Consider the following 16,999-nt stretch of genomic DNA (forward strand, 5'->3'; position numbering starts at 1 on the left):
AACTCACGCCGATGCCTGCACCTTCTCCGTCAGATGGCGAATAACGCGCAGGAAGGCGGCAACATCGGAAGGCGGCAGACCCGCCACCCATTTCTTTTCGAGCACGTGCTGCGCGCGGAAGGCACGGGCGATGAGCTTTTCACCCACGGACGTCAGATGCACGGAGACCTGTCGGCGGTCTTCGCTTGAGCGCCGCCGCTCGACATAGCCCCTGCCCTCCATCGTATTGAGCACGCTGGAGACCGTTGGCGCAGTGGTGAAAAGCATGCGCGACAAGTCACCCGTGCTCATCGGTCCGCATATCCACAGGCAGAAGAGCATGCGGAACCCTGCCCAGGTCAGTCCCTGCGGCCGATGGACCTGCTGTTCAAGCACCACTTCGGCCCGCATGGCCCCCAGCACCATGCCCACGATGACACTGTTCGCGGCGACGTCGACACCGGGCCCCTCCTGCCGGAAGCGCTCTCTCAACAGGATTTCGAATTCTTCCGGCGTGAACACCGAACCGCCTCCTTGCAAAACTGACTACGCTCAGTCATTATTCATGTGAGGTCACATTATTTGGCTTCACATAATAGGCCCCAAGGGCCGCCTGAACCATAGGGAGCCCGCCCGACAGGGCTTGGGAGGAAACGATGACGGCACGTACTGGTCAACAGTATCTCGACGGCTTGCGCGACGACCGCACCGTCTGGCTCGGCAATGAGAAAGTGGACATCATGAGCCATCCGGCTTTCGCCGGATCGCTCAAGGGCATGGCCGGATATTTCGACTGGCAGAACACCCATGCCGAAGACTGCCTCACCCCCGACCCCGAAACCGGCAAGCCGATGAGCGCGAGCCTCATCGTGCCGCGCAACGCCGAAGATCTTCAGCGCCGCCACAAGGCCTTCGAGCGCTTCGCACGCTACTCGGTCGGTATGCTCGGCCGCACGCCCGACTATGTGAATGTGACGCTGGCGGGCTTCGTCGCTCGCAACGACATTTTCGAATCGAAGGGCGACAAGACCTATTCCGACAGGCTGCGCCGCTTCTATCGCGAAGTCGTCGAAGGCGATCTTTCCCTCACCCACACGATCATCCATCCCGTCGTCGACAAGTCGATCCCGGATACGCAGGGCGTCAACGGCGAATGCGCGCTGAAGGTCGTGCGCCGCACGAAGGACAGCATCGTGGTGCGCGGCGCCAAGATTCTTGCGACGCTTGGGCCCTTCGCCGATGAGCTCTTTGTCTATCCCGGCGTGCCGCAGCCGCCGAGCGTCAATCCGGATACGCTGCTCGCTTTCTCCATCCCGATGAACACCAAGGGCCTTATCACGCTTTGCCGCGATCATTACGGCGTCAACTCATCGGCGGGCGACCATCCCTTCTCGTCGCGCTTCGACGAGCAGGACGCCTTCATGATCTTCGACGATGTGGAGATCCCGAATGAGCGCGTCTTCATCGACGGCGACCTCGACATCTATAACGGGTTGATGCGCCACGGTTGGGCGGCGAACATCATGCAGCAGACCTGCATCCGTGCCGCGGTGAAGCTCGAATTCGCTTATGAGCTTTGCACCCGCATGGCGCAGGCGACCAATGCGGACAAGCGCCCCGAAACCGCCGCGCTCCTCGGCGAGCTCTGGGCCTATTCGCAGCTGACGCGCTCTGCCATCACGGCGGCAGAGGCGGGCGCCCATGACTGGGGCAATGGCGCTTTCTTCCCGGACGATCGCCCCTTCCGTGCAACGCGCGCCATGATGCCCGGCTGGATGGTGAAGGCGAATGACGCGATCAAGACGATCGGCTCGCACAACCTGCTCGCCACGCCATCGCTCGACGCCATCGACAATCCGGAAATCGGTCACCTCATCAAGACCTATATGCCGGGCTCGAACGGCATGAGCGCACGCGACCGGGCCAAGCTCTTCCGCACGGCCTGGGACTTCGCGGGCTCCGCGCTCGGCGGCCGCGTCGAACTCTACGAGCGCTTCTATCTGGCGAGCGCCCCGCGCAACTTCGCGCTGGACCACATGTTCGCCCAGATGGAGCGCGAATGGACGGAAGTGCCCGCCATGCTCAAGGCCATTGGCGTCGATTGATCGGCGATCCATAAAAGAGAAAAGCCCGGCAATCGAAAGATTGCCGGGCTTCTTTGTTTGCGAAGCGTTATTTCAGAACTGTCCGAGCGCGACGCGACGTACCGCCTCGGTATCCGTCGGCTGATGGCCGACCTTGTGCAGCGGCGCGGGCACTTCCTGCACCGTATTCGTTACCTTGCCGATATTCGTCACCTCGACCTCGACCACGTCGCCGATATTCATCGGGCGTGAATTGGCCGGCGTGCCGGTGAGCACGATGTCTCCCGGCAGGAAGGTGATGTGACGCGAGAGATCGGCGAAGATGTAGTCGATCGGAAAGGTCATCTCGCTGACCGGACCGTCCTGCACGACCTTGCCGTTGATATAGGTACGCACCGTCTGCTCCCGAATATCGACGCCGCGCACGATGCCGGGGCCCACAGGACAGAAACCATCATGCCCCTTCACGCGCAGCATGGAGCCCGCATCGGTATCGCGGAAGTCCTGTGCGCCGACATCGTTTGCCGCGGCGAAGCCCGCCAGATGATCCCACACGTCCTCGCGCGCGACATTGCGCATCGGCTTGCCGACGATGGCCGCGATCTCGCCTTCATAGTTGAGATACTGGCAATCGGCCGGGCGGTTGAGAAAGCCGCGATGCGAATTGAGCGCGGTGAGCGGCTTCTGGAAATAGGTCGGCGTGACGAGCGGCGGCGCCTTGAACTCGACGCGACGCGAGTCGTAGTTCAGATGAATGCAGATGATCTTGGTCGGATCGCAAGGCGGCAGATAGGTCGCGTCGGCATCGGCGACGGTGCGCCCGTCGCCAAGCCGCAGCAGATCGCCTTCAGGCCGCACCCATTTCGGCGTGCCCTCATGCAGGATGCGGCGCCATTCCTCGCGCGGGCCTTCTAGAACGGACATATTGATTTCTCCCTGTCTTTTTCCCGGTGAGGCTCTTCAGGCCGGCACCATGAATCCCTTCATGTTCTCGAAAATCGGTACGTGACCGTAGGCATCCCGCTGATAATATTCAGACTGACCCGTCGGTTCGCGTCCGCCCCATCCGATTTCGTTCATGAAGCCGGATGGGTTCTTGAAGTAGAAGGAGAAGTTGTGATCGTTGGCATGACTGCCCGGTTCGATGATCACCGGCAGTTGCGCCAAGCGCACGAAGTCATGCGTTAGCCCGACATCTTCGAGCCGCTGCATCTCGAACATCAGATGATTGATCGTCTTCTCCGAAGGTCCGCCGAAAGCGAGAGTATGCTGCCGCGTATTGCAGTGAAGGAACAGCAACTCAACCTTTTCCGGCATACCCGGGATCGCGATCTTGTACTCGACTCCACCCCGCATCCCGAGCAGCGTGTAGAATGCATGTAGCTCCTCGAACCCGGCGCGACGGTTCAGCATCATGTGACCGAACCCCCCACCCGCGGTCTTGAAACCTCCATGCATCCCCCTGCCCGGATGGAAGGGTAGGTCATATTGCACGAGCGGACCGTGAAAGAGTTCGATCGCAAATCCGTTCGGATCTGTCACGAACATGACTTCGAGCACATGCCGGGCCTCGGCTTCCTCAGTGGTGCCTATCCTGACATCGACACCCGCTCCCTTGAGTCGGCTTGCCATTTCGCGGAACTCCAGAACGCCCGCGAGACGGAGGCCCATGGCCAGCAGGTCGTCCGCCGGATTCTCGACCAGCTTGATCCGGTGGTGCCAATAATCCATCCGGAGATAACGGGTCTTTTCATCCTCGCCCGGGCGCACCTCAAGGGCCAGGATCTGCGAAGCATACTGCTCCCAAGCAGCGAGATTGCTGACGCCGAGCGTGACGTAGCCCAGCTCTGTGACTTCTGCCGTCATGATTCCCCCCTCAGGCAAACGATCCCTTGCGGACCGAAATGTTTTTGATGTCACTGTAGAAATCGAAGCTCCAGCTGCCGCCTTCGCGACCGATGCCGGAGTCGCGCGAACCGCCGAATGGCGCCGCGAGATCGCGGACGAAGAAGCAGTTCACCCAGAGCGTACCGGCAACCACCTTCGAGGCGATGTTCATGGCACGCGCCTCGTTGCGGCTGAAGAGCGTGCCGGCAAGGCCGTAACGCGTATTGTTCGCGACCTCGATCGCCTCGTCATCCGAGGAGAAGCTCTGCCAGGTCAGCACCGGACCGAAGACTTCGCGCTGCGCGATTTCAAGTTCCGGGCTCACATGGGCAAAGAGCGTCGGCTGGAAATAGAGCTCGCCGAAATTCGCACGGCTGCCGCCCCAGAGCGGAACCGCACCGTCCTTCTTCGCGCGTTCGACGAAGCCCGCGACGCGCTCGAAATGCTCGGGATGAATGAGGGGCCCGACGCGCGTGTCCTTGTCGCGCGGATCGCCCACAACCATATGACTTGCGGCCGCGCGAACCTTTTCGAGGAATGGCTCTTCGATCGATTTCTCGACCAGAATGCGCGTGCCCGCAAGGCAGACCTGACCGGCGTTCATGTACTGGCCCGCGACCGTCTGGGCCGCCGCATCGAGATCGGCATCGGCGCAGACAATGAAAGGCGACTTGCCGCCAAGCTCCGAACTCATCGGCGTGATCGAACGCGCCGCCGCCTGACCGATGATCTTGGCGGTGTCGGTCGAGCCGGTGAAGCTGATGCGGTCGAGATCCGGATGATTGACCAGCGCATCGCCCGCGACTTCGCCGATGCCTTGCACCACATTGAGGACGCCCGCGGGAATACCCGCCGCATGGGCGATGTCAGCCATCAGCGAGCAGGTGAGCGGCGCCCACTCCGGCGGCTTGACGACAACGGTGTTGCCCGCTGCAAGTGCCGGGCCCACCTTCCACGTGGTCAGCATCAGCGGCGCGTTCCATGGAGTGATGAGCGCGGCGACGCCCGACGGATCGTATTTCACATGGTTGACGACTTCCGGCCCCTCGATCGAGTGCCCATCAAGCGTCAGCGCCCAGTCGGCAAAGAACTCGATGTTCTGCGCGGCCCGCGGCACTCCCCTGTGCACATTGCCGAGAAGCAGCGAGCCGTTATCCATCGTTTCGACGGCCGCAAGCTCGGCGGCACGCGCCCTGATGCCATCGGCAAAGCGCTTGAGATATGGCAGGCGTCCCTTCGGTCCGAGCGCCGCCCAGGCCGGAAACGCCTTGCGGGCGGCAGCCACCGCTTCATCCACCTCGGGCTTGCCCGCCGCTGCGACGTCCGCGAGATGCGAACCGTCGACCGGCGAGAAATTCGAGAACCGCTCCTTCGAGGAGACGCGCCGTCCGTTGATATAATGATCGGTCGAGACCTCGACGCCTGCGACCTTCGCGATATTTCCACTCATCAAACAGTCTCCACCACAGGCTTTGCCTTCTGCTTCGAGGTTTCGCTTCCCTCATTCAGGAAGCGATCGACGAGACGGTCCGCGCGTGTGCGCTCCGCCAAAAGTTGCGCCAGCTGCTGATTGCGTGCACCGGACGCGAGATAGAAACGCTCATACTGCTCGCCGCGGCTCGCCAGCGCGCTGCCGACGAAATCCCATGCAAGGCGGAAGATGCGCGCGCGCTCTTGCGCGGTAACGGCACCCGCTCCGCGCATGAACTGGTCGATGAGCGGACGGAGATTCGGATCCGCAAGCTGCGCTTCCGTCGGCGCAGCGAGCAGGTTGTGCGAACCGAGGAGGCGGATGATCTCGTTCACACGCGGAAACCAGGTCGGCAGCGTCGCGCGAAGCGCGACGAGCGGCGCGCCCTGCGGGAACCAGACGCCGTTGCCGAATTCATGCGCATTTGCCTCGGCGGACTGAATGCAGGCGCGGGCGAATTCCGAGAAAGTCCAGATTTCGCCGAGCATCTGCATGGCGGGCGGCTGCAGGCCGTTGATCGCCTCGCACATGCGCGTGCCGAGCCCCCATGCGAATTCCAGCTTGGTCTGCGCCCGGATCATGGTCTGCTGCATGACGTTCGGGTACCAGCCCGTGGTCATCACCTGATTGTAGACCGGGAGGTTGCAGTTGATGTGGAGCCGGTCCCAAGGCACTTCCACATCGTCGAAGATCACAAAGGCGTCCTGCTCATCGAAACGCGAGGACAGCGGGTGGTCGTGCAGATTGCGCGAACCGGCGCAGCTGTCGCGACAAATGAACTTGAGCCCCGGCGTCGACATGGGGATGCAGAAGGCGAGCGCATAATCATCCGCACCGGGCGGCAGCGGCGCGGCGGGATAGACGGCTAGTTCATCGGCAAAGGGCGCGAGCGTCGCAAGGATGCGCGCGCCGCGCACGACGATGCCATGCTCCGTTTCGCCGACCTTGTGCAGCGCGACGTCATTGCCGGGCTTCGGCGCATCGCCCTGCGCCTTGTCGATGGTCGGCTGGATGATCGTATGGGTCAGCGAGATGTCGTTGCGGCGCAGGAACTTCTGGTAGTTGACGAGGTTCTCCGCGCCCTGCTCGTTGCCATTCGCGCCCCACTCGTCGGCGCGGCCCGCGAAGCCCGCATAGGTGACATTCATGTAGTCCGGCGAGCGACCCATGATGCCGACCGTGTATTCGGCGATGCGCGTCAACCCCTTGTGGCGGCGAAGAATGTCTTCCTTCGAACGCGGAATCATGTGGCTGACATTGATCGCCTCGCCCGTTTCCGGGTCGGCCATCAGGCAGTCATCCGCAAATTGATGCTGAAGGTCGAAGACCCCCGCGAGCCCATGCGCCGCACCGGCAAAGGCCGGATGCTCCGTTATGTCCTCAACCTTATCCGCGCCGATCCAGATCTCGCGAGGCCCCTTGAGGCCCTGCAAGAACTGCCTCCCGGTACGAGCCGGCATGTTTCCCTCCCTGAGCGTTTCCAGTCTTTGACCGTTCGCCGCTTTTTCCGCGCCGACGCCTCCCTGACGTCGCCGCGACCCGGCTGTTGTGACGGTTCTCAATTATGACTACACTCAGATTATAGACTCGCCCGAGGCTGTCAAGTCGAAGGGGGCATGCTGCGGTCGGGCGCATTGACATTGCCGGTTCAACCGACATGTTGTGCTTCAGGTTCTTTCTGTGCGGAGAGGCGGCGAGCGGTGGTCGAACGTAAGAAAAAGCAGGTTTCGGAGGCGCGCGCGGGGGCAGAGGAAAGGCGCGAGGCCGTTCCTGCCGGAAGGCGGGAACGCAACAAGCAGGAAAAGCTCGCTCGAATCGTCGAGGCCGCGAAGGAACTCTTCGGCACCAAGGGTTTTGCCGAGACGACCACGCAGGAAATTGCCGAAAAGGCCGATATCGGAACCGGCACCCTCTTTCTCTATGCAAAGTCGAAGGAAGACCTGCTCGTCATGGTCTTCAAGGACGAAATGATTGCGACCTCGCAGGAAGCGTTCAAGACGCTGCCCGCCGGATCGAGCCTCATCAACCAGCTCATGCATGTCTTCGACATGATGATCGTCTATCACGCCCGGGATATCGACCTGGCCAAGGCGCTCATCAGAGAGATCACCGTCCCGCCGGAGAAATCTTCCCGCCATGACGACCTCATGGCGTTGATGCCGGTAATCTATGGCGGGATCGCCGATCTCATCATCGCGGGGCAGAAGGCGGGGAAGCTGCGTCTCGACATCGACCCGCTTCTCGTCGCCGAGAGCCTCTTCGCGATCTACTACATCGGCCTCGTAGGCTGGCTCAGCGGCATTGTCACCAAGACGCAATTCATAAAGCGACTTCGCCCGCGACTCGAACTCGCCATCGAGGGCATCGTCGCTCACTAGGCGCGGGCCGCATCGCCCATATTGACTTTCATCATTTATGATGACACTCAGTTATATAACGCTCCGCGATTTTACGCGGACGACTGGGGAGGTTTGTCATGGCTGCTGCCTTGAAGGCCCGCTGGCGCGCGGGGGAAGTAACACTTGGCGCCTGGTGCATGATGCCGGGCGCGCTTTCGGCCGAGGCGCTGGCGCGTAACGGCTTCGACTGGGTGCTGATCGACATGCAGCATGGCTGCATGGATTACGAGACTGCACTCTCGATGATCCGCGCCATCGATCTCACTTCCGCCATTCCGATCGTCCGTGTGCCCTGGAACGATCCGGGCATCATCGGCCGCGTGCTCGACGCTGGCGCGCTCGGCGTCGTCATCCCCATGATCCAGACGGTGGAAGACGCAAGGAAGGCCGTCGATGCCTGCCTCTATCCGCCCATGGGACGCCGCAGCTTCGGCCCGGTGCGCGTCGGTATGCGCGACGGCCCCGGCTATTTCGGCGAGGCCAATTCCCGCGTCGCCGTCATCCCGATGATCGAGACAGCGGAAGCGCTTGCCGCCGTCGAGGAGATCGCCGCGGTGCCTGGCGTCGATGCGCTCTTCGTCGGCCCCTTCGACCTCTCGGTCGCCCTTGGCCTTCCCCCGGGAGACAATGACGGCAAGCCCGCCTTCGACGCCGCGATCGCCAAGGTGGCCGCAGCCGCGAAACAGGCCGGCGCCGCGACCGCAGTGCTTTCCAATTCCAAGGTCGCACCGCTGCGTATTTCGCAGGGCTTCCAGATGATTTCCGTGACCACGGATATTGCCGCGCTCACCATGGCCACCCGCATGGATCTCGAAACGGTCCGCACTGCCGCGAAAGGAAACTGAGATGCTCGACAAAGCGACGCGCAGCAAGATCGTCGACGATCTGTTCCGGGTTTACGAGACGCGCCAGCCGATCCGTCTTCTCACCAAGACCTATCCGGGTATCACGGTCGAGGACTCCTATCGCATTCAGGAAGAGTTCGTCGCCCGGCAAGTGAAGGCCGGCGCCCGCATAAAGGGCTACAAGGTCGGTCTCACATCGAAGCCGATGCAGGAAATGGCGGGCTCGACGGAGCCCGACTTCAGCGCGATGACCGACGATCTCTTCATCCCGGAAGACACGCCAATCCCCGCCTCGCGCTTTTTCTCGCCGATGATCGAGATCGAGATCGCCTTCGTGATGAAACATGCGCTGCAAGGCCCGGGCGTCCTGCCCGTGGACGTGATCCGCGCCACGGACTTCGTGCTGCCCGCCATAGAGATCGTCGATTTCCGCCTCGCGCGCGAACCAGGAATGAACCTGATCGACACAGTGGCGGACCTCGCCGCCTGCGGCGCGGTCGTGCTCGGCGCCAATCCGCGCCCGCTTGATTCCATCGACGTTCGCCGCGTGAAGGGTTCGATCATCAACAATGGCAAGGTCGAGCAGGAGGGGTTTGCCTCGGCCGTTCTCGGCAATCCGGTGACATCGGTCGCGTGGCTTGCGAACAAGCTCGGCGAATTCGGCGTCACCTTCGAACCGGGTCACGTGATCCTCACCGGGTCATTCGTCCGCGCCTTTCCCGTCAAGGCAGGCGACAACATCGTCGCGAGCTTCGATAACGGTCTTGGCGATGTACTGACGAGTTTTGTCGGCGACTAGGCTATCGCATCGTGCGCGCAAGAAGCGGCCGCAACGTCTTGAGAGAGCGCGTGTTCAGCACGTCGCTCTTTTCGAGCCAGCCACGGCGCGCCTGCGCAACGCCGAAGCGCAGATAGGCGAGATCCTGCGCCCTGTGCGCATCGGTTCCGATGCTGAGGAGAACCCCCTCCTCCTTCGCCAGACGGCAGTGGATGTCGGTGAGGTCGAGCCGGTCCGGATGGGCATTCAATTCGAGGAAGCAGCCACGCTCCTTCGCGGCGCGGATGATCCTCGGCATGTCGACATCATAAGGCTCTCGCTCTTCGATGAGCCTGCCGGTCGGATGCGCGAGCACAGTGAAATGCGGACGCTCCATGGCGCGGAGAATACGTTCGGTCTGTTTCGCGCGCGAAAGTCCGAACTGGCTGTGAACCGCGCCGATCACGAAATCGAGATGGCCAAGAACTTCGTCTGGCAGATCGAGCTTTCCGTCTTCCAGAATATCGACCTCGATGCCCTTCAGCAGCGTGATCCCGGATTTCTCCGCATTGATGCGGTCGATCGCGTCGCCCTGCCGCATCAGCCTCTTCGTATCGAGACCATGCGTCATGGCGAGATGGCGCGAGTGATCGGTAATGGCAAGATATTCGAGACCTCGCGCACGCGCCGCCTCGGCCATCTCGCCAAGCGTCTCATGGCCGTCCGTCGCATTGGTGTGGGCATGAAGATCGCCGCGCAGATCGCTCAGCGCCACCAGATGCGGAAGCTTTCCCGCTGCCGCCGCTTCGATCTCGCCGCGATCCTCGCGAAGCTCGGGCTCGATGTAAGGTAGATCGACGGCGCGATAGACCTCCTCCTCCGTCTTGCCGGCGATGCGCTTCTCACCCCGGAAGACGCCATATTCATTTATCTTCAGGCCGCGCTTCTGGCCGATTTTGCGAATGGCGATGTTGTGAGCCTTGCTGCCTGTAAAATAATGAAGCGCAGCGCCATAGCTCTGCGGCGGCACGACACGCAGATCGACCTGCAAACCGGATTGCAAGGCAATGGTCGCGCGGGTGGTGCCGGCCGCCATCACCTTTCCGACTTCTTCATAAGCCGTGAACCGCGCAACCACCGGCTCGCCTTTTGGCGCGGTGGCAAGGATGTCGATGTCTCCGACCGTCTCGCGGCAACGGCGGTAGCTGCCCGCGACGATGAGCTTCTCGATACCGGGCGCGCCGCGCAGCCAGGCGAGCAGAGGTTCGACATAGCTCTCCGCCAGCGCAAGCTTCAGCCGCGCCGGGGCCTTGCTCCGCGCCTCCACTGCATGAAGAAGCTTCGTTTCCGTGGTAGCACCAAATCCCGGCAATGCGCGGACACGCCCGTCGAGAAGCGCGCGGTGCAACTGCTCGACATTGTGAAGATCGAGTTCCTCGCAAAGAGCGCGCACGCGCTTCGGTCCCAGCCCCGGCAGCTTCAGCAATTCGGTGGCAACGGCGGGAATATCTTTCCGCAAGCGGTCGAGCAGCGGAAGATGGCCGGACTTCGCGAGCGTTGCGATCTTCTCGGCCAGATCGTCACCTATGCCGGGAAGCTCGGCCAGATCGTCGCCACGCTGAAGCATGACCGAAACTTCCGTGTCGAGACTGCGAATGACGCGGGAGGCGTTGCGATAGGCGCGCACGCGGAAGGGATTGGCATTCTGAAGCTCGAGAAGATCGGCCACATCATCCAGCGCCTGCGCGATATCGGGATTGTGAGTGGGCATGGGCGGCGACCACATCGGAGCTGAGTGACACTTCAAAAGCATCGCAGCCGAAATGGAGAGGCGTTACATTGACCTGCATCAACCCGAATGGGTAACAGGAGCTTCATAAGCTGGATATCGCAGGCATCATCATAGCGGGTGGCCGCGGGACGCGATTAGGCGCCCCGGAAAAGCCGCTCGCGCCCTTTCGCGGGGCTACGCTTCTCGATGCGGTGATGGACCTCGCCCGACCGCAGGTCTCGGCGCTCGCCATCAATATTCGCGCTGATGCAGCAGACGCCTATGCAGACTGGCGGGCCCGGGGCATTGCCTGCCTGCACGATCCTTTCTCGGGAAATGCCGGTCCGCTCGGTGGCGTCGTCGCGGGCCTCGAATGGGCGGCGGAACTTGGCTCGGCCCAATGGCTCGCAACCTTTCCCGCCGACGCGCCGTTTCTTCCACGCAATCTCGTCGCAAGGCTCGCCGCCGTCCGCGAGCCCCATGCGGCAAGGCCTGTCGTCGCAACGAGCGCCGCGGGGATCGAGGGGCTTTGCGCCCTGTGGCCGCTCGACTGCCTGTCCCGTTTGCGCGAAGGCGTCGAGGATGGAAGCTTCCGCAGCGTGTGGCAAACCCTGGCGGCCTTCGGCGCAATTCACCGCTCAATCGACGATCCGCAGGCCTTCTTCAATGTGAACACGCCTGCCGACCTCGCGGAGGCCGAACGCATCGCCGCACTCAGGCGGCCGAGTATTCCCGGCGCAAATCCCTGAAGGAAATGAGCTGGCGGCGCTTTTCGTCCCAAAGGGCGAGGCTCACGCATTTGAAGCTTTGCAGCAGCGTCACGCGACCGACGCCGCGCAGTTCCGGATGGTCGCGCAGAACTTCCGGCAGACGGTAATAGGGAATGCGGCTCGAAAGGTGATGCACATGATGCACGCCGATATTCGCGGAGAACCACCGAAGCACAGGCGGAAGCACATAGTAGGAGCTGCCATGCAGCGCCGCATCCTGCATATGCCAGCTGTCGCCCTTCGACCATTGCGTCTCTTCGAACTGGTGCTGAATGAAGAAGAGCCAGACACCCGCCGTCGCACCGAGAAGCACGACCGGGAGTTGGATGAGGATGAAGGGCCAGAAGCCTACCGCCCAGATCATCAGGCCCGCCGCCACCGCGATAGCGATGTTGGTCGACATGGCACTCGCCCATGGCCGCCAGCCCTTGCTCATGAAGCCGGTGGGCACGCGGCTCTGCACAAGAAAGAGATACATCGGGCCGATTCCGAACATCACGATCGGGTGCCGATAGAAGCGATAGCGAAGCCGCCCCCAGCGCGAGCGTGCGAGGTACTCCTCAACCGTCAGCGTATCCACATCGCCAATGCCGCGCCGGTCGAGATTGCCGGCCGTTGCGTGATGAATGGCGTGGCTGCGCTTCCAGTGGTCATAGGGCGTCAGTGTCAGCACACTGATGATACGGCCGACCCAGTCGTTACCCGCCCGGTTCGGCAGGAAGGCGCCATGGCCGCAATCATGCTGGATGAGGAACAGGCGAACCAGAAACCCGGCTGCGGGCAGCATCAGCAGGGCGTAGAGCCAGATATAGCCACGATAGAAGGCGAGCGCCATCAAGCCCCAGGCGATGACGAAGGGTACGGCCGTCACCGCAAGTTCGAAGATTCCGCGCCCGGTATTCGCATCACGATAATGATTGAGCAGACGCGCCAGGCGGCCCGCATCGAGGCGCGGGGCCGCGCGTTCATCCTGCGCCGTCATGGTCGCATCTCCTGTTCACGCGCCCCATGGCGCGCATTGTCGAGCGGTACACAGCCGACGACAGGTGTCGAATCCCCGCGCAGTTCTGCCTGCGCGAGTGTCGGAAGCATGCGCCATTCGATGTGGATCGTGCTGGAACAGAAACGCGACCTGAAACAAGTGCCCGATTTTTATGGCGGAAGAAAGGTCTATCGCGTCGCACCCGCCGGACCGGCGGAGAACCGCCATTTTTGGCCCCCGGCGGACAGCGGGACGAAGCGTATCCGCCCCTGCAGGCAGACCTGACGAGGGGTTGGGGGGCACAGCCGCGACGGCCGCGCCCCCCGCCCTTTCTCAGGCGCCGGTCAGCAGCACGACCTTGACGCAATCGCCATGATGCTGCTCCGCGATAGCCTTGTTGATCTCGGACAGCGGATAGGTGCGGATGAGTTTGTCGAAGGGAAGACGCCCCTGTTTGTAATACTCGATCATCTCCGGGATGAAGACATCCGGATCGCTGTCACCCTCGATGATGCCTTTGATCGTATGGCCGAAGGTGATGACGGTGGAGAGATCGCCCGGAACCGGCGTGCCGGGCGGGCAGACGCCGACAATGCCGAAGACGCCATGCGAGCCGAGGCAGTTCATCGTCGCGTTCACCACGGCAGGAATGCCCGTCGTGTCGAAGGCATAGTCGACGCCGAACGGCAGGATCTCCTTCACCGCCGCGGCGAGATCGGGCGAAGCCTTCGGGTCGATCGTGTGCGTTGCGCCAAGTTCGAGCGCGATCTTGCGCCGCGCCTCATGCGGCTCCAGCACGATGATCGTGCCGCAACCCTGAATCACCGCACCCATGACGGCACTGAGGCCGACGGCACCGCCGCCAAGGATCAGCACCGAGGAGCCCTTCTCGCAGGCGAGCGAACGGATGATGCCGCCCGCACCCGTCTGAACGCCGCAGCCGAGCGGGCCGACAAGTTCCAGCGGGACGCCTTCCGGCACCTTCACGACATTGCGCTCATAGGTCAGGCAGTAGGTTGCAAAGGAGGACTGACCGAAGAAGTTGCTCGACACATCCTCGCCGCCCTTGTGCAGCGCCTTGGTGCCGTCCGGCCGCATGCCGATATAGTTCAGCATCGGCATGGTGCGGCAATAGGCGGGCTGGCCCTTCTCGCAGCGGTCGCATTCGCCGCAGGAACGGAAGGTGATGGCAACGCGGTCGCCCGCCTTCACCTTGGAGACGCTGGAGCCGACCTTTTCGACAATGCCCGAGCCCTCATGACCGAGCACGGCGGGCAGGCCAAGAAGCCCCGCCGCCTTGAAGACGAGGTCAGTGTGGCAAAGCCCGACGCCCACGACGCGAACGAGAATCTCATCGGCGCGCGGATCGTCGATCTCGACTTCCTCGATGCTGAAATCGACATCGGCGCCACGTGCAACCGCTGCGGTTATTTTCATTTCTCTCTCCTTGTCGACTTTTTTCAGGCGAAGCGGTAGCGGACCGGCATCGATTTGAGGCCGCTGACGAAATTCGCCCGCGTGTTCTTCGGCTCGCCCGCCAGTTCAATATCCTTCAGGCGCGGCAGAAGCTCGTTGTAGAGCGCCTTGATCTCCATGCGCGCGAGATGCATGCCGAGGCAGAGATGGGCGCCATAGCCAAAGGCGATCTGGCGGTTCGGCGTGCGATCCACCTTGAACTTGAAGGGCTCGTCAAAGACCTCCTCGTCGCGGTTTCCGCTCGGATAGTGGAGACAGATACCGTCGCCCGCCTTGATGGTCTTTCCGCGCAGCGTGTAGTCCTCCATCGCAGTGCGCATGAAGTGTTTCACCGGCGTCACCCAGCGGATCGATTCTTCGACCGCACCCGGCAACAGGGAAAGATCGCCCTTGAGCTTCGCCATCTGATCCGGATTCTTGATGAGCTGGAGAAGCCCGCCCGAGGTCACCGAGCTTGTCGTGTCGTGGCCTGCCGTCGCGACGATGACGTAGTAGCTCATCGCTTCGCGGTCGCCGATGAGCTGGCCGTCGATCATGCCATTGGCGATGACGCTGGCGACATCGTCCTTCGGATTCTTGCGGCGGTCCGCGGTGATCGCGCCGAAATAGTCGAACAGCGCCTGGGCCGTCGCCGCGAGATCGACGCTCTGGCCGCGCTCGCCACTGAAGACGACGGTATCGTCATCGCCCTTGTGGTCAGTCGCGGCCGTCACATCCGGATCGCCGGGGCCGAAGATTTCCTGCGTCATCTTCAGCATGAAGGGCTCGTCTTCCTTCGGCACGCCGAGAAGCTGCATGATGACGCGCAGCGGATACCACAGCGCAACTTCCTTCACGAAGTCGCATTCGCTGCCGAGCTCCTGCATTCGGTCGACATGATCCTTTGCGAGGCCCGCGATCCGCCCTTCGAGCTTCTTGAGGTTCGGCGGCATGAACCAACTCTGCGTGAGATTCCGCAGCTTGTAGTGAATGGGATCGTCGAGATCGACCAGCGTACGGAAAAGATGCGTATCGCCCACGGTAGCTTTCAGCCATTCCTCGCCTTCGACGGGCGAGAGGTAGGTGCGCATCCGGTTCACGAACTTGTCGCTCTGGCGCTCGATCTCCTGAATGTCGGCATGCTTGGTGATCGACCAGAAAGGCCGGAAACCGCGCGGCTTCATCAGTCGAACGGGATCTTCCTTGCGCAGCTTCGCGAACACCGCATGGATATCATCTTCATTGGCATAAAGTTCCGGATTGACGACCTCGTCGTCGATGCTGTCCCGCGTGTAGCCGGGGAACGCATTGCTCGCTTCCGCAGTGCTCATATAACCCTCCTCCTGCCGCCGGACACCGGCGACGAAATGCCTTAGGCATTTTGTTCTGAACCGGCCTCCCAGCCGGATTGGCGCATAGATTAGCCAGACGGCGGCGCAGGGCCAGCCGATTCATCCGGCCCGCCGCATGGCGCCCCAACCCACCGCGAAACATGGCCCTGACGCTGCGTCGCAGACTCGGGATTCCAAACCCTTTTGTAGGTTCAGGGAATGAACTTAAGGTATGAATCAGAACGCGGTGACATGCCGCCACGGAAACGACGAGGAACAGAAAAATGAAGACGCGTATCACCGAACTTTTCGGGATCAAGCATCCGATCATTCAGGGCGGCATGCATTTCGTCGGGCTCGCCGAGATGGCGGCCGCCGTCTCCAATGCCGGTGGCCTCGGCATCATCACCGGCCTGACGCAGCCGACGCCGGAAGCGCTGTCGAAGGAAATCGCCCGCTGCCGCGAGATGACCGACAAGCCCTTCGGTGTGAACCTCACCTTCCTGCCAGGCTTCGCCAATCCGCCCTATCCCGAATATATCGACGCGATCATTCAGGGCGGCGTGAGGGCGGTCGAGACGGCGGGCCGCAGCCCAGAGCAGTACATGCCCGCGCTGAAGGCCGGCGGCGTGAAGGTGATCCACAAATGCACCTCCGTCCGCCATTCGCTGAAGGCCGAGAAGATCGGCTGCGACGCGGTAAGCGTCGACGGCTTCGAATGCGGCGGACATCCGGGCGAAGACGATGTGCCGAACATGATCCTTCTGCCCCGTGCGGCGGAAGAGCTGAAGATCCCCTTCGTCGCCTCGGGCGGCATGGCGGATGCCCGCAGCCTCGTCGCGGCGCTGGCGCTCGGCGCGGAAGGCATGAACATGGGCACACGCTTCATCGCCACCAAGGAAGCCCCTGTGCATGAGAATGTGAAGAAGGCGATCGTCGCTGCTTCGGAACTCGACACGCGCCTCATCATGCGCAATCTCCGCAACACGGAGCGCGTGCTCACCAATGCGGCGGTCGAGAAGATCGTCGAGATCGAGCACACCAAGGGCGAAGGCCTCGGCATCGAGGATATTCGCGAACTCGTCGGTGGCGTCTATCCGCGCATCATGCAGAAGGGTGAAATGGATGCAGGTGCCTGGAGCTGCGGCATGGTCGCGGGTCTCATCCACGACATTCCGACTGTGAAGGAACTGATCGACCGGATCATGAGCGAGGCGACCGTGATCATCCGCAAGCGTCTCGAAGGTTTCCTCGACGCCTGATGCAAA

15 protein-coding genes are annotated in these 16,999 nt (G+C 62.2%); 6 read left to right on the forward strand and 9 right to left on the reverse strand.

The genetic code is table 11. The features are described from left to right. Positions 1–3: 3 nt before the first annotated feature. Positions 4–501, reverse strand: a complete 498-nt coding sequence (locus ABFC66_RS04855) for a MarR family winged helix-turn-helix transcriptional regulator (protein ID WP_346739837.1) — start codon at positions 499–501, stop codon at positions 4–6. Positions 502–635: 134 nt separating this feature from the next. On the opposite strand from ABFC66_RS04855, the gene ABFC66_RS04860 reads away from it, so the two are divergent. Further along, a complete protein-coding gene (locus tag ABFC66_RS04860) occupies positions 636–2,084 on the forward strand; it encodes a 4-hydroxyphenylacetate 3-hydroxylase N-terminal domain-containing protein (protein ID WP_346739838.1) in 1,449 nt (482 codons plus the stop codon). Positions 2,085–2,156: 72 nt separating this feature from the next. Here the strand turns inward: ABFC66_RS04860 and ABFC66_RS04865 are convergent, their stop codons facing one another. The 4 genes from ABFC66_RS04865 to ABFC66_RS04880 are packed head-to-tail and all read right to left on the reverse strand — an operon-like array spanning position 2,157 to position 6,881. Next, a complete protein-coding gene (locus ABFC66_RS04865) occupies positions 2,157–2,987 on the reverse strand; it encodes a fumarylacetoacetate hydrolase family protein (RefSeq protein ID WP_346739839.1) in 831 nt (276 codons plus the stop codon). 36 nt (positions 2,988–3,023) lie between these two features. After that, entirely contained in the window at positions 3,024–3,929 is a 906-nt protein-coding gene (locus ABFC66_RS04870) for a VOC family protein (protein ID WP_346739840.1), read from the reverse strand. 10 nt (positions 3,930–3,939) lie between these two features. After that, the gene (locus ABFC66_RS04875; protein ID WP_346739841.1) at positions 3,940–5,400 is read right to left on the reverse strand and encodes an aldehyde dehydrogenase; all 1,461 of its coding nucleotides are present in this window, start codon (positions 5,398–5,400) and stop codon (positions 3,940–3,942) included. Continuing rightward, positions 5,400–6,881, reverse strand: coding sequence for a 4-hydroxyphenylacetate 3-hydroxylase N-terminal domain-containing protein (locus tag ABFC66_RS04880; protein WP_346739842.1), 1,482 nt, complete (start codon positions 6,879–6,881; stop codon positions 5,400–5,402). The genes ABFC66_RS04875 and ABFC66_RS04880 overlap by 1 nt, the downstream gene beginning before the upstream one ends. A gap of 240 nt (positions 6,882–7,121) precedes the next feature. Here ABFC66_RS04880 and ABFC66_RS04885 point away from each other — a divergent pair, with 240 nt between their 5' ends. The 3 genes from ABFC66_RS04885 to ABFC66_RS04895 all read left to right on the forward strand — a co-directional run bounded on the left by ABFC66_RS04885 (position 7,122) and on the right by ABFC66_RS04895 (position 9,464). Then, entirely contained in the window at positions 7,122–7,799 is a 678-nt protein-coding gene (locus ABFC66_RS04885) for a TetR/AcrR family transcriptional regulator (protein ID WP_346739843.1), read from the forward strand. Between the two features lie 98 nt (positions 7,800–7,897). Next, positions 7,898–8,665 (forward strand): aldolase/citrate lyase family protein, encoded by a 768-nt coding sequence (locus ABFC66_RS04890; RefSeq protein WP_346739844.1) that lies wholly within the window; start codon positions 7,898–7,900, stop codon positions 8,663–8,665. A 1-nt stretch (position 8,666) separates the two neighbouring features. Beyond that, the gene (locus ABFC66_RS04895) at positions 8,667–9,464 is read left to right on the forward strand and encodes a fumarylacetoacetate hydrolase family protein (RefSeq protein ID WP_346739845.1); all 798 of its coding nucleotides are present in this window, start codon (positions 8,667–8,669) and stop codon (positions 9,462–9,464) included. Between the two features lies 1 nt (position 9,465). On the opposite strand, the gene polX is transcribed toward ABFC66_RS04895, so the two are convergent. Further along, the gene (gene polX, locus ABFC66_RS04900; protein WP_346739846.1) at positions 9,466–11,193 is read right to left on the reverse strand and encodes a DNA polymerase/3'-5' exonuclease PolX; all 1,728 of its coding nucleotides are present in this window, start codon (positions 11,191–11,193) and stop codon (positions 9,466–9,468) included. Positions 11,194–11,324: 131 nt separating this feature from the next. On the opposite strand from polX, the gene ABFC66_RS04905 reads away from it, so the two are divergent. Then, complete coding sequence (locus ABFC66_RS04905) at positions 11,325–11,942, forward strand: NTP transferase domain-containing protein (RefSeq protein ID WP_346739925.1); 618 nt, start codon at positions 11,325–11,327, stop codon at positions 11,940–11,942. On the opposite strand, the gene ABFC66_RS04910 is transcribed toward ABFC66_RS04905, so the two are convergent. The 3 genes from ABFC66_RS04910 to ABFC66_RS04920 form a co-directional block, all read right to left on the reverse strand. After that, positions 11,908–12,945 (reverse strand): fatty acid desaturase, encoded by a 1,038-nt coding sequence (locus tag ABFC66_RS04910; RefSeq protein ID WP_346739847.1) that lies wholly within the window; start codon positions 12,943–12,945, stop codon positions 11,908–11,910. The genes ABFC66_RS04905 and ABFC66_RS04910 overlap by 35 nt on opposite strands. A 333-nt stretch (positions 12,946–13,278) precedes the next feature. Further along, a complete protein-coding gene (locus ABFC66_RS04915) occupies positions 13,279–14,382 on the reverse strand; it encodes an NAD(P)-dependent alcohol dehydrogenase (RefSeq protein WP_346739848.1) in 1,104 nt (367 codons plus the stop codon). 23 nt (positions 14,383–14,405) lie between these two features. Beyond that, complete coding sequence (locus ABFC66_RS04920) at positions 14,406–15,731, reverse strand: cytochrome P450 (RefSeq protein ID WP_346739849.1); 1,326 nt, start codon at positions 15,729–15,731, stop codon at positions 14,406–14,408. 284 nt (positions 15,732–16,015) lie between these two features. Here ABFC66_RS04920 and ABFC66_RS04925 point away from each other — a divergent pair, with 284 nt between their 5' ends. Continuing rightward, positions 16,016–16,993 carry a nitronate monooxygenase family protein gene (locus tag ABFC66_RS04925; RefSeq protein WP_346739850.1) on the forward strand — a complete coding sequence of 326 codons (978 nt, stop codon included), beginning with the start codon at positions 16,016–16,018 and terminating at the stop codon, positions 16,991–16,993. The last annotated feature ends 6 nt before the right edge of the window (positions 16,994–16,999 follow it).

Origin of the sequence: Parvibaculum sp. (genome assembly GCF_039680535.1) — a bacterium.
Lineage (GTDB): Bacteria > Pseudomonadota > Alphaproteobacteria > Parvibaculales > Parvibaculaceae > Parvibaculum.